Origin of the sequence: Enterobacter cloacae complex sp. CDL013 (assembly GCF_049238805.1) — a bacterium.
GTDB lineage: Bacteria > Pseudomonadota > Gammaproteobacteria > Enterobacterales > Enterobacteriaceae > Enterobacter > Enterobacter hormaechei_C.
Map to the genome: position 1 here is coordinate 349,152 of NZ_JBMKGT010000007.1, position 13,197 is coordinate 362,348.

A 13,197-nucleotide genomic window follows, 5' to 3' on the forward strand; every position below is an offset into this window, starting at 1 on the left:
AATGGTCGAAACCTTACTGGAAGTACGTAACCTGAGTAAGACCTTTCGCTATCGCACCGGCCTGTTTCACCGTCAGACCGTCGAGGCGGTTAAACCGCTGAGCTTTACGCTGCGCGAAAAGCAGACGCTGGCGATTATCGGTGAAAACGGCTCGGGCAAATCGACCCTGGCAAAAATGCTCGCGGGCATGGTCGAGCCAAGCGGCGGTGAAATACTGATTGACGATCATCCTCTGGAATTTGGGGACTATTCTTTTCGCAGTCAGCGCATCCGGATGATTTTTCAGGATCCGTCGACGTCCCTGAACCCGCGCCAGCGTATTTCCCAGATCCTGGATTTCCCGCTGCGGTTGAATACCGACCTGGAGCCGGAAGCGCGTCGCAAACGGATTGTCGAAACCCTGCGTCTGGTAGGCCTCCTGCCCGACCATGTCAGCTATTACCCGCACATGCTGGCCCCGGGCCAAAAACAGCGTCTCGGTCTGGCCCGCGCGCTGATCCTGCGCCCGAAAGTTATTATCGCCGACGAAGCGCTGGCGTCGCTGGATATGTCGATGCGTTCGCAGCTCATTAACCTGATGCTGGAGTTACAGGAAAAGCAGGGGATCTCTTATATTTACGTGACTCAGCACCTGGGCATGATGAAACACATCAGCGACCAGGTGCTGGTGATGCACCAGGGAGAAGTGGTCGAGCGCGGCAGTACCGCTGACGTACTGGCTTCCCCGCTCCATGACCTGACAAAACGCCTGATTGCCGGACACTTTGGTGAAGCATTGACGGCGGACGCGTGGCGTAAAGATCGTTAGCCGTTGCGTAACCCGCTTGCCAGCAGAGTAAACACCTCTATAGCATGCGGAAGGGTCTTCTGCGGTTCATCACTCGCGGCAATCAGCAGAGCCGCATTCAGCGCAGCGCCGTTCAGCAGATGGGCTGCGACTCTGGCATCCATCTTTTTGATTACGTTGCACTCCATCATTTTTTCGATGGTCTGACGGGTCGACTCAAGGCAGTTGTTCTGGCTGGGCCATTGCGCCGGGTCGCCCAGAACAGCCGGGCCGTCAAGAAGGACGATACGCTGAACTTCCGGAACGAGCGCCATTTTGATATAGGCGATGCCCTCCGCCAGCAGTCGCTCCCAGTCATCATCGGCGGCGGCGGCAATCGCTTTCGCGTTTGCTGCCATTTCGCTGTCTATCTGCGCGACCACCGCCGCCAGTAATCCCTTCTTGTCGTTGAAATTATGATATAGCGCGCCGCGTGTTAACCCCACGCTTGCCGTGAGTTCATCCATTGACGCTGCGGCATAGCCTTTTTCAGCAAATGCCTTCCGCGCCGCCTGAATCATTTTCTCGCGATTTTCCTGGGCCGTTTCAGCACGACGTTTTGTAGCCATGGGACTTCCTTCATTAAGCGGTAATTATAATTTGACATACGCGGCGTATGTGGATTACATTTTTGACATACATCGCGTATGTTACTTCTACTGCGTAACCACAACAATACCTCTGACAGAAAAGGAAAAGCCATGCATCCACGTGACCCCGTCTTTCCGGCTAATCGGCATGCCCTCTATGAAGAGCATGGCTATTCAGCAGCAATCCGCTCTGGCGATCTGTTATTTGTTTCCGGTCAGGTTGGCAGCCGCAGCGATGGCACACCTGAACCCGACTTCCCCGCTCAGGTGCAGCTGGCGTTCGATAATTTACGGGCGACTCTGGCAGCCGCAGGGTGTACTTTTGACGATCTGATTGATGTCACGACGTTTCATACCGATCCTGAAAACCAGTTCCCCGCCATCATGGAAGCAAAAAAACTGGCGTTTCCGCACCCCCCTTACCCAAACTGGACAGCAATAGGCGTTAACTGGCTTGCGGGTTTTGATTTCGAAATTAAGGTTATCGCCAGGATCCCTACGCCCGCGAATTAACATCTGGCAGTAAACTGATTTACCGTTAAGCTATCACTGACGCACAAATGAAAGACAGCATCAGCAACTATATTCTCTCCTGGGTAGAAGAAAATAACTTTACTATTTTACACATTGGTGATTTGGTTGCAGATATTGGATACAGCAGAAGAACCATCGAAACATGGTTTAAAGAGAAGTATCGGCTCTCTTTAGGTGAATATATTCTCCGACGGAGGTTAAGCCGTGCCGCCATTATGCTGAGAATGACGTCGATTCCGGTGACGGATATTGCGTATTTATTCCATTACCAGAGCAGTCAGGGATTTTCCAGAGCCTTTAAAAAAATGATGGGGCTGACACCCTCTGAGTACAGATGTGCCAGAGGGTGGAATTTTGACATCTTACAGCCTTCTTTTTTATTAAGCGAACATGAAACGCCTGAGCTCGAGGTCTGCTATCTGGATGAAACGTTTATCTATACGCATGAAATTATCGAACACGATCATCTTTTTGATACCTCAGTGCATGATATTACTAAAAAAATCAAAAAGCTCCTGACAGAAAACCGCCATGATATCGATAAAATTATTCTGATGCCCCGCCGCCCCGAGTTAGGCAAAAGCCGATCGTATCTGGTCGAGGTATTAATATCGTACGCGTTACAAAGCGACACGGTGACAAATAAAAAATTCTGCATTGTGCGTGGGAGATACGCAAGAATGCCCTTTAGCGGTAGCTGGGAAATCTACAGCGCGTTTAACAAGATTGCCTTCGTTAAGGCGATGGTAAACCAACGCCTGACGTTGCGCGACGGTATTTACCTGATGAAAATTAATGCGTACAGCGACGAGTCTGTCGATTTTGATGTTTTCATCCCCATCCTGTAACCTCAGCTTCATTCAGCCTGTCTGGTAACAATTCTGTTTTTACCGTTGTGCTTAGCCTCATACAACGCCTCGTCCACGTCACGCATAATATCATTGCCGTTGACGTTATTCTGAATGGCTGAGCACACGCCGATACTTAATGTGACCTTTACAGGGAGAGCATAATGATAGCCCGGCCCGGTGCGCTGTTGAACGTTCTGGCGAATACGCTCCGCGACGGCCATAGCCTGCTTACCGTCGGTATCCGGCAGCAGCAGACCAAATTCCTCGCCTCCCAGTCGGGCAAAGATGTCGTTATCGCGTATGCTGTCTTTGATAATATCCACGACCGCCAGAATCACGCGATCCCCCACAAGATGCCCCCAGTTATCGTTAATCGACTTAAAGTTGTCGATGTCCAGCATCATAATGCTGGTCCCCTTTTCTGTCCTGAGCGAGCGGACCCGCGGAAGTGCCTCATAAAAATATTTACGGTTGTAGATCTGAGTAAGCGGATCGCGATCAACCCGATCGCCGAAAATTTTCAACAGGTTAAAGACATGGAATATTAAGGTACAAATCACAAATAATTTGCTGAGGACCTCTACTGCCCGGCTGATATACCAGAGCGACAGATTGTAAGTATCAAGCAGTAAGAGGAAAAAATTGTAAACGATGGCGGAAAGGCAAACCACAATAATACTGTTCCAGATCCCGGACGCCAGGCGTGTCACAGAGATCATATAACAAAGTAAAGCCGACCAGAGCAGGATCAGAACGTTTACGTACCTGATATCCCAGACAGGATAATGATGTTCATCTTCGTATGCTGCAATCGTTAATGTCCAGGCCGGATGGTAGCTGCTGAGATAATGGGCCAGCATCGGAAACATAACCAGTGTCATCATTAATGCTAACGTCATGCTGATCTTATTTCGGAATCTGAGCGTGGATCGTATCGTGATTTTTTCCACACGGACCGCCAGCGCCAGTAATACGATAAAGCTCAGCTGCCGAAAAAAATAGAATACCGCCGTATCGTTGGTTTTTGCCGCCTGGGTAAAACCAGCATGCTCCGGAAGCTGAATGACAATGATCGTCTCAATGAAATAAACCAGCCCACTAAGAAATGCCAGGCTCAGAATGAATAAGGAAAAACGCGATCGGTCGGAGGCATACAGCATCTGGATAAAAATAAAGATAATGGTATCCAGAAAGAACAGCGCAATCATGACGATCAAATAGGTGGTCATAGGCACCCTGAAACCAGGATTATCATTCACGCAAAAGGAGTTCACCGCGATCATAAGCGCAAAAAGCGCCGCACCTGACAGCATGATCAGTTTTTCGGCCAACGTTATATTTTTCATCTTCCTTCTTACCGCACACAGATAAAGACTCAAAATGGCATAGCCGTTATCGACCCTCGCGCAATTTTAAAGCGTTTAAAGGGCTAAACGGATCATTTTGCGCAAAAGGCGCTGGACACATCAGCATGAGGGCGGCGTCACGGTGCCCGCTGGTTGGATGAGGCGAACCCCGCGTGCGGTGATATACTGCTGGGATACACACGAAACGGCCTGATGAAGAGTCAGTTCAACCTCTTCCGTGAGCCCATTCACGGCGTAGGAGCGAGAAATATCGTGACACATGGGGCTGTGAGTGGGCTATAATTTCGAGCTAATTTCGAATGATTTTGAAATACTGCCTGTAACGCTATGAATTACAAGGCAAAATAAGCAATGAATATAAGGATTAAAGCTATGGGTTTTCTTTCCGGTAAGCGCATTCTGGTGACTGGCGTTGCCAGCAAACTGTCCATCGCATACGGCATCGCACAGGCAATGCATCGCGAAGGCGCTGAGCTGGCGTTCACCTACCAGAACGACAAGCTGAAAGGCCGTGTTGAAGAATTTGCCGCGCAGCTGGGTTCCAGCATTGTTCTGGAATGTGACGTTGCACAAGACGAAAGCATTGATGGCATGTTTGCTGAACTGGCAAAAGCATGGCCGAAATTCGACGGTTTTGTTCACTCCATCGGCTTCGCTCCTGGCGACCAGCTGGACGGCGACTATGTGAACGCGGTTACCCGTGATGGCTTCAAAATCGCCCACGACATCAGCTCCTACAGCTTCGTTGCAATGGCAAAATCCTGCCGCGCGATGCTGAACCCGGGCGCAGCCCTGCTGACCCTGTCCTACCTCGGCGCAGAACGTGCTATCCCTAACTACAACGTTATGGGTCTGGCGAAAGCGTCTCTGGAAGCCAACGTGCGCTACATGGCGAACGCAATGGGTCCTGAAGGCGTGCGTGTTAACGCTATTTCTGCGGGTCCAATCCGTACCCTGGCCGCTTCCGGTATCAAAGATTTCCGTAAAATGCTGGCACACTGCGAAGCGGTTACCCCGATTCGTCGTACCGTTACCATCGAAGATGTGGGTAACTCTGCGGCATTCCTGTGCTCTGACCTTTCCGCAGGTATCTCCGGCGAAGTGGTTCACGTTGACGGCGGCTTCAACATCGCTGCAATGAACGAGCTGGAAATCAAATAAGCTTGTCACTCTCTTCCCGCCAGGGAAGAGAGTTTCTCACCGCCCCGCTCCTCGTTATTCCGTTCTGCTATTTGTTATCACCTAACAATATTTTTCCCCTCATCCGCCTTACGCCAGGATATTGATCGCCATTTTGAGATCAAGGAACGCCCATGGAACAACGCCGTTTTTCCGGCAAAGGCCACTGGTATCATGAAACCCAGTCGAATCATTCGCAGACGGACGTTCTGCCGCTGGTGCCCGAAGCCGCTAACGTCGACGACCGTTTTTTGCTCGATTTAGCCCTGCCCGATGACATTCTCGCAAGCTGTGCTGGTTGGCTTGCGCCTGCCCGAACCCTGTGTCATCTTTTGTTCCCGCTTGATACTCCCGTGAGCCGTCTGCATACGCTCAGCGCCTACGACAGGCTGAGCACGGCATTAACGGTTGCCCAGGCGTGTGGTGTTCAGCGGCTCTGTAACCACTACGCTGCCCTGCTCGCCCCTCTTCCGGGGCCGGACTCCTCCCGGGAAAGCAATCGACGCCTTGCAGAAATTACCCAGTATGCCCGCCAGTTAGCAAGCTCACCCGATGTGATCGATGACAAAGCCCAAAACCAGCTTGATGAGGTTGGACTCACAACGTATGACATTGTGCTTATCAACCAGATCATCGGCTTTGTCGGTTTTCAGGCGCGAGTGGTCGCGGTATTTCAGGCATTGCTTGGCCATCCGGTACGCTGGTTGCCCGGGCACCACATTCAGCCCCATACGCTGCCGGTTAGCTTCAGCAGATGGACCGCCACGCTACCCGCGGTTGAGCTAAAATATGCCAGTGCGCTTCAGCTTGAGGCGCTCTCACGCTGGCAGGCGGAACCGGCGCTTGAAGCGCTCACCCCTGTGCTGTGTCATGAGCCGATGCTGCTTAATCTGACGGGCGAAATTCTGCTTAACCATCCGCTAAGTGAAGGCCCCGCGTCTTCGATGATCTCAGCCGCTCGTGCGCTGCTCGTCGCCTCTCCGGATCGCTTTAGCGCCGCCCAGTTAACGCCCCTGACCGGGTCAGGTCTCTCGCCAGAGAAGGCCATCAATCTGCTAACCCGAGATGCATTTTATGGCTGGCTGGACCGTCTGCGTGTGGCGCTCGGCAAAGAGGAATAACCATACTCTTTACCTAAAGAGCGCTTGCTGTAGCAGTGAGATTCGCGTAAAACTGTCAGCCGCTCAATGGCTACGAAAATAGAACATTATGTTTCAGGACAACCCGCTGCTAGCGCAGCTTAAACAGCAACTGCATTCCCAGACGCCGCGTGCAGAAGGGGTCGTAAAAGCCACGGAAAAGGGCTTTGGCTTTCTTGAAGTTGATGGGCAGAAGAGCTACTTCATTCCGCCTCCTCAGATGAAGAAAGTGATGCATGGCGACCGTATTTCGGCCGTTATTCATACCGAAAAGGAACGAGAGTCTGCCGAGCCGGAAGCACTGATCGAACCTTTCCTGACCCGCTTTGTCGGGAAAGTGCATAAAAAAGACGATCGTCTTTCCGTCGTGCCGGACCATCCTCTCCTGAAAGATGCTATTCCGTGCCGCGCCGCGCGTGGCGTTGAGCATGATTTTGTTGAGGGTGACTGGGCGGTTGCTGAGATGCGCCGTCATCCTTTAAAAGGCGATCGCGGTTTCTACGCCGAGCTTACCCAATACATTACCTTCGGCGACGACCATTTCGTCCCATGGTGGGTGACGCTGGCGCGCCACAATCTCGAAAAAGAAGCGCCTGATGGCGTGGCGACTGAAATGCAGGACGAAGGTCTGGAACGTCGCGATCTGACGGCGCTGGACTTTGTCACCATTGACAGCGCCAGCACCGAGGATATGGACGATGCGCTGTATGCCGAAGAGACAGTCGATGGCAAACTGCATCTGACCGTCGCCATCGCCGACCCTACCGCATGGATTGTCGAAGGCAGCAGGCTGGACGAGATGGCCAAAGTGCGCTCGTTCACCAACTACCTGCCGGGCTTTAACATTCCGATGTTGCCGCGTGAACTTTCCGACGATCTTTGTTCGCTGCGTGCGCATGAAGTACGTCCGGTGCTGGCATGTCGGATGACCATTGCGGCTGACGGTACCATTGAAGAAGATATTGAATTCTTCGCCGCCACCATCGAATCCAAAGCCAAGCTGGCCTATGACGACGTGTCCGACTGGCTGGAGAACACGGGCAACTGGAAACCCGAGTCGGACAACATTGCCGCACAAATTCGTCTGTTGCACCGCGTCTGCCTGAGCCGCAGCGAATGGCGTCAAACTCACGCGCTGGTCTTCAAAGATCGTCCGGACTACCGTTTTGTGCTGGGTGAAAAAGGTGAAGTGCTGAATATCGTCGCTGAGCCGCGCCGTATTGCCAACCGCATCGTTGAAGAAGCGATGATTTCCGCCAACATTTGTGCTGCACGCGTGCTGCGCGACAAATTAGGCTTTGGCATTTACAACGTGCACACCGGGTTTGATCCGGCGAACACCGAAGCGCTGGCTGCCCTGCTGAAAACCCATGACGTACACGTCGATCCTGAGGAAGTGCTGACCCTGCAAGGTTTCTGCAAACTGCGCCGCGAGCTGGACGCACAGCCGTCAGGGTTCCTCGACAGCCGTATTCGCCGCTTCCAGTCCTTTGCGGAAATCAGCACCGAGCCTGGCCCGCACTTCGGCCTTGGCCTTGAGGCTTATGCGACCTGGACCTCCCCGATCCGTAAGTACGGCGACATGGTTAACCATCGTCTGCTGAAAGCGATCATCAAAGGGGAATCTGTTGCCCGCCCACAGGATGGTACGACATTGCAGATGGCAGAACGTCGCCGTCTCAACCGTATGGCGGAGCGTGATGTCGGCGACTGGTTGTACGCGCGCTTCCTGAATGATAAGGCAGGGACTGATACCCGTTTCCCGGCTGAAATCATTGACATCAGCCGCGGCGGTATGCGCGTTCGCCTGGTGGATAATGGCGCCGTTGCCTTTATTCCTGCCCCGTTCCTGCATGCCGTCCGCGACGAACTGGTTTGTAGCCAGGAAAACGGGACCGTGCAAATTAAAGGCGAAACGGTTTACAAGGTCACTGACGTGATTGATGTCACCATCGCTGAAGTGCGCATGGAAACCCGCAGTATTATCGCGCGCCCTGTCGCCTGATAACCGCGTAAACTTCTGGCCGTTCCGTTAAGGGGTGGCCGGGAGTTCTCTCCTGAATTATCTCCCGCAAAATCATCGTTTTTTCTCACACTTTTCTGTTTCCCAACGCCACATTTCTCCAGAATTATCTACAGTAAAAGAGAGCCGTCATTGTCGACTGCAAATGAATAATTTGTGCGCTACTCAGCAGCCGCGGGAGAAAACGTGATGGACGATCTGGAGCAGAATTTGCTGTTTCGTTACATGGGTACGCATAGCCCCTGGTGGCGACTGACAGCAGACAGCAATGCTCTGCATCTTGCTGCCAGTGAAAGCGCTGACATCATTCAGGTGGTTGCGCTGGATGATGAACAGGCCGCGCTGATCCGCCAGCTCACCGTAATCACCTCCAGCATTGCCATGACCCTGCCTTTGTACGGTGTGGACGTTCCCGTTCATCTTGTCGGCCGTAAAATTAACAAAAATGAGTGGGCAGGAACGGCATCAGCCTGGAACGATACCCCTTCCGTTGCGCGCGACCTGGCGCAGGGGCTCTCCTTCGCCGAACAGGTAGTTTCCGAGGCTAACTCCGTGATTGTGATCCTCGACCAGAACGGGAATATTCAGCGCTTCAACCGTTTAAGTGAAGAATATACGGGCCTGAAGGAACAGGAAGTTATCGGGCAAAACGTGTTCAAACTGTTTATGAGCCGCAGCGAAGCCGCGGCCTCCAAACGCAACATCACCGGTTTTTTTCGTAACGGCAGCTCCTACGAAGTTGAACGCTGGATCAAGACCCGCAAGGGGCAGCGCCTGTTTCTCTTCAGAAATAAATTTGTTCACAGCGGCAGCGGAAAAAATGAAATTTTCCTCATCTGTTCAGGTACCGACATAACCGAGGAGCGTCGGGCCCAGGAGCGCCTGCGCGTTCTCGCCAATACGGATACGATTACCGGTTTGCCTAACCGAAATGCCATCCATGAGCTGATCTCTGATGCCATCACCGCTCGGGGTGACACGCAGGTTGGCGTAGTTTATCTCGATCTGGATAATTTTAAAAAAGTGAACGATGCCTATGGGCATATGTTTGGCGACCAGCTGCTACAGGCCGTTGCGCTGGCGATCCTGAGCTGCCTGGACGAAGGACAAACCCTGGCGCGCCTGGGTGGGGATGAGTTTATCGTGATGGCCACCGATACCTCGCAGGGCGCGCTGGAAGCGATGGCGTCGCGAATACTGACCCGACTGCGTCAACCTTTCCGCATCGGACTGATTGAGGTTTACACCGGCTGCTCGCTGGGCATCGCGCTTGCGCCCCAGCACGGTAACGATCGCGAAAGCGTCATTCGCAATGCCGACACCGCCATGTACACCGCCAAAGAAAATGGCCGGGGCAAATTCTGCGTCTTCTCGCCAGAGATGAACCAGCGCGTATTTGAATACCTGTGGCTGGATACCAACCTGCGTAAAGCGCTGGATAACGATCAGCTGTTAATCCACTACCAGCCCAAAATGACCTGGCGCGGCGAAGTCAGAAGTCTGGAGGCGCTGGTGCGCTGGCAGTCGCCAGAGCGTGGCCTGATCCCGCCGATGGAGTTTATCTCCTATGCCGAGGAATCAGGGCTGATTGTGCCTCTGGGCCGCTGGGTTATGCTTGATGTGGTGCGCCAGGTAGCAAAATGGCGCGACAAGGGGATCAACATGCGCGTCGCGGTCAACGTCTCCGCCCGTCAGCTGGCGGACCAGACCATCTTCAGTGACCTGAAGCAGGCGCTGAAAGACCTGAATTTTGAATACTGCCCGATTGACGTGGAATTAACCGAAAGCTGTCTCATTGAAAATGAAGAACTGGCCCTGTCAGTGATCCAGCAATTTAGCCGCCTGGGAGCGCAAATTCATCTGGATGACTTTGGTACGGGGTACTCTTCCCTGTCGCAACTGGCGCGCTTCCCTATCGATGCCATTAAGCTTGACCAGTCTTTCGTGCGGGATATCCATAAGCAGTCCATTTCACAGTCGCTGGTGCGTGCGATAGTCGCCGTGGCCCAGGCGTTAAATTTGCAGGTCATTGCTGAAGGGGTGGAAAGTGCAAAAGAAGACGCCTTTCTGACGAAGAATGGCGTCAACGAACGGCAGGGTTATCTTTTTGCTAAGCCCATGCCCGCTGCCGCATTCGAGCGATGGCTAAAACGTTATCAGGCCAGGAATGTCCGTTAGCTGGCTTTGCGTAAGCCCGTCGCCTGATGGCGATTTTGCAGCATAACCAGCCGCTCCATGTAGGCGATATCCTTCGGTTCAAGGCAGAAGGCGGCATCAACCCAATCCTCAGTAATGTCCATCAACTCGCTTCGCGGAAGTGGCAGCACGCGCGTACGTGCACGCAGCATGGCCCTTACGCCGTTCAGCTTCGGCTGTAGCGTGTCGATAAACGTCCGCACCGAAACATAGCTCTGTAACGGCTCAAATAAGAGATCCACAAGACCATGCTGCTCATACCATTCCGCCGTATGCGTCTCACCTTTGTAGATCAGCGCCTCCGCCATTTTCATGCCGGCACGACGCGCCACCAGTGAATAGCCGCCCATGCCCGGGAACAGATTGAACGCGATTTCCGGAAAGCCTAATCGAGCATCGCGCTGGGCCAGAATGAAATGATGCGCCAGGCGGCTTCAAACCCGCCCCCTAAAGCGCTTCCTTCCACCATAGCCAGCGTGACAGCGCCGGTATCAAACCCTCGCGAGGCGGCATGAACGCAGTCCACACAGGCCCGGGCATAGGCGCGTAACGCTTCGCGTCGGTTGTTTTTGATGCACTCAACGAAGAACTGTAAATCACCGCCGGTATTGTAGATGTCGGGGACCAGCGATCCGGTGACCCAAAAATCAACGACAAATCCGGACTGTCGAACCAGCCAGGAGAGATTCATGATCTCCTCGATCAGCGCATGGTTGAAGCAAGGCCGTGGCGTGGCACGTAACATCATCCACACCGTACGCCGTTCGGCCTCATAATAAGCCGCCAGTTGAGTGAATCGTTCAGCATCAGTAAACAATGTGCAGGTTGTCTGGTTGATAACTGTCATAGTCGAATTCCTCTTATAAAAAAGCGCGTTGCGCGCAGTTTTAGACTAATCCACCCCTACAACCCGCAGCAGACGGGGGTTAAATTTATCACTTTCATTTATGGACTTTGGTTATTGCATTTTTTACCTTCTCTTTTGAATCAATTTTCTGCATCATTGATAATATTAACTTTTCGCTTCAGGGTGAGCTTATGTCTAACATTGATGCAACAGCCGTGGCGCAGCGTATTGATACTGTGCTGGATATTCTTGTCGCAGGCGATTATCACTCTGCTATCCGTAATCTTGAGATCCTCAAGTCTGAACTGCTGGCTGAGAACGGCGCTGATAACGCTCCAGAATCCACTCAACCTAAAGCCCCGTGGGAAGTGTAACCACGTCGTTTCCGACCTTGCCTTTTAAATGGATGCTATGAACTCCCGACAACAAATCATTTTGCAGATGGTGATCGATCAGGGACGCGTAAGCGTGGTCGATCTCGCTAAAGCCACCGGCGTTTCTGAAGTCACCATTCGTCAGGATCTGAATCTTCTGGAAAAACAGAGCTACCTGCGGCGTGCGCACGGATATGCCGTTCCACTGGACAGCGACGACGTTGAAACCCGCATGATGAACAATTATGCGCTCAAGCGGGAGCTGGCGGAGTTTGCTGCATCCCTGGTGAATAACGGTGAGACCGTCTTTATTGAAAATGGCAGCAGTAACGCCCTTCTGGCGCGCACGCTTGCCGATCAAAAAGACGTTACCATCATCACCGTAAGCAGCTATATTGCCCATCTGTTGAAGGAAACTCGCTGCGAGGTGATTCTGCTGGGCGGCATTTACCAGAAGAAAAGCGAAAGCATGGTGGGGCCATTAACGCGCCAATATGTTCAGCAAGTTCACTTCAGTAAGGCATTCATAGGTATTGATGGCTGGCAGCCCGACACCGGCTTTACCGGCCGCGACATGATGCGTTCAGACGTGGTTAACGCCGTACTCGCCAAAGAGTGTGAAGCGATTGTGCTGACCGACAGCTCTAAGTTTGGCGCCGTACACCCTTATACGATGGGGCCGGCCTCGCGCTTCAGCCGTGTAATCACGGATGAGCGTTTGCGTGATGAATATCGCCAGCAATTAGAACAAGACGGTCTGACTGTCGATATTGTAAAAAAAACAGCCTGATTATCCTGCTGCGCCCGAATAATGGGCGCACTTAAACCTTTCTCTGAGAGTATTCCGACCCTTCCTTTAAGAGTTTTTACCTGTTGAAACCGTTCTAAACACGTAAAATTAGTATTAGCGATATAACAGGAAGTGACTATCACCTGCGTGATGATGAAACGCCTGCGCGACCAGCTTTCACGGGAACAGAATTTAAGTATGGATATTGTCTATACTTAAAGTGCATTCCTTTCCGTGAATCGATAATTCAGGAGAAAGTATTATGACCTTTACCAGCAAAAAATTAGCCGCCGCTGTTCTGGCAATCACTGTAGCAATGTCCCTGAGCGCTTGCTCTAACTGGTCTAAACGTGACCGTAACACCGCGATTGGTGCCGGTGCTGGTGCGCTTGGTGGTGCAGTATTAACGGATGGTAGTACGCTGGGTACATTAGGTGGTGCTGCCGTAGGTGGTATTATCGGTCACCAGGTGGGCAAATAA

General features: G+C 52.4%; 12 protein-coding genes and 1 pseudogene. 10 read left to right on the top strand and 3 right to left on the bottom strand.

The window, feature by feature from the left end; translation table 11 throughout:
- The first annotated feature begins 1 nt into the window (after nt 1).
- A complete protein-coding gene (sapF, locus tag ACOTXD_RS16780; RefSeq protein ID WP_003856838.1) occupies nt 2-808 on the top strand; it encodes a putrescine export ABC transporter ATP-binding protein SapF in 807 nt (268 codons plus the stop codon).
- Here sapF and ACOTXD_RS16785 read toward each other — a convergent pair.
- A complete protein-coding gene (locus tag ACOTXD_RS16785) occupies nt 805-1,395 on the bottom strand; it encodes a TetR/AcrR family transcriptional regulator (protein ID WP_003856836.1) in 591 nt (196 codons plus the stop codon). The genes sapF and ACOTXD_RS16785 overlap by 4 nt on opposite strands.
- Before the next feature lie 132 nt (nt 1,396-1,527).
- Here ACOTXD_RS16785 and ACOTXD_RS16790 point away from each other — a divergent pair, with 132 nt between their 5' ends.
- Both ACOTXD_RS16790 and ACOTXD_RS16795 read left to right on the top strand, forming a co-directional pair.
- Nucleotides 1,528-1,929 (top strand): RidA family protein, encoded by a 402-nt coding sequence (locus ACOTXD_RS16790; protein WP_003856835.1) that lies wholly within the window; start codon nt 1,528-1,530, stop codon nt 1,927-1,929.
- A gap of 47 nt (nt 1,930-1,976) precedes the next feature.
- Nucleotides 1,977-2,798, top strand: coding sequence for a helix-turn-helix transcriptional regulator (locus ACOTXD_RS16795; protein WP_061856452.1), 822 nt, complete (start codon nt 1,977-1,979; stop codon nt 2,796-2,798).
- An 8-nt stretch (nt 2,799-2,806) separates the two neighbouring features.
- Here the strand turns inward: ACOTXD_RS16795 and ACOTXD_RS16800 are convergent, their stop codons facing one another.
- Entirely contained in the window at nt 2,807-4,147 is a 1,341-nt protein-coding gene (locus ACOTXD_RS16800; RefSeq protein WP_032658628.1) for a sensor domain-containing diguanylate cyclase, read from the bottom strand.
- 393 nt (nt 4,148-4,540) lie between these two features.
- Here ACOTXD_RS16800 and fabI point away from each other — a divergent pair, with 393 nt between their 5' ends.
- The 4 genes from fabI (at nt 4,541) to pdeR (ending at nt 10,687) form a co-directional block, all read left to right on the top strand.
- A complete protein-coding gene (fabI, locus tag ACOTXD_RS16805; protein ID WP_003856831.1) occupies nt 4,541-5,329 on the top strand; it encodes an enoyl-ACP reductase FabI in 789 nt (262 codons plus the stop codon).
- Between the two features lie 152 nt (nt 5,330-5,481).
- Complete coding sequence (locus ACOTXD_RS16810; RefSeq protein ID WP_045333123.1) at nt 5,482-6,468, top strand: CMD domain-containing protein; 987 nt, start codon at nt 5,482-5,484, stop codon at nt 6,466-6,468.
- An 88-nt stretch (nt 6,469-6,556) separates the two neighbouring features.
- Nucleotides 6,557-8,491 carry an exoribonuclease II gene (locus ACOTXD_RS16815; protein WP_023324795.1) on the top strand — a complete coding sequence of 645 codons (1,935 nt, stop codon included), beginning with the start codon at nt 6,557-6,559 and terminating at the stop codon, nt 8,489-8,491.
- A gap of 204 nt (nt 8,492-8,695) precedes the next feature.
- Nucleotides 8,696-10,687, top strand: a complete 1,992-nt coding sequence (gene pdeR / locus ACOTXD_RS16820; RefSeq protein ID WP_003856827.1) for a cyclic di-GMP phosphodiesterase — start codon at nt 8,696-8,698, stop codon at nt 10,685-10,687.
- Here pdeR and ACOTXD_RS16825 read toward each other — a convergent pair.
- Nucleotides 10,684-11,552 (bottom strand): annotated as a pseudogene (locus ACOTXD_RS16825) (crotonase/enoyl-CoA hydratase family protein). The gene pdeR and the pseudogene ACOTXD_RS16825 overlap by 4 nt on opposite strands.
- 191 nt (nt 11,553-11,743) lie before the next feature.
- Between ACOTXD_RS16825 and ACOTXD_RS16830 the strand changes: the two are divergent.
- The 3 genes from ACOTXD_RS16830 to osmB all read left to right on the top strand — a co-directional run bounded on the left by ACOTXD_RS16830 (nt 11,744) and on the right by osmB (nt 13,197).
- Complete coding sequence (locus tag ACOTXD_RS16830; RefSeq protein WP_003856825.1) at nt 11,744-11,926, top strand: hypothetical protein; 183 nt, start codon at nt 11,744-11,746, stop codon at nt 11,924-11,926.
- Between the two features lie 37 nt (nt 11,927-11,963).
- On the top strand, nt 11,964-12,716 hold the full coding sequence (locus tag ACOTXD_RS16835) for a DNA-binding transcriptional regulator YciT (protein WP_003856824.1): 753 nt from the start codon (nt 11,964-11,966) through the stop codon (nt 12,714-12,716).
- Between the two features lie 262 nt (nt 12,717-12,978).
- Nucleotides 12,979-13,197 carry an osmotically-inducible lipoprotein OsmB gene (gene osmB, locus ACOTXD_RS16840; RefSeq protein WP_003856823.1) on the top strand — a complete coding sequence of 73 codons (219 nt, stop codon included), beginning with the start codon at nt 12,979-12,981 and terminating at the stop codon, nt 13,195-13,197.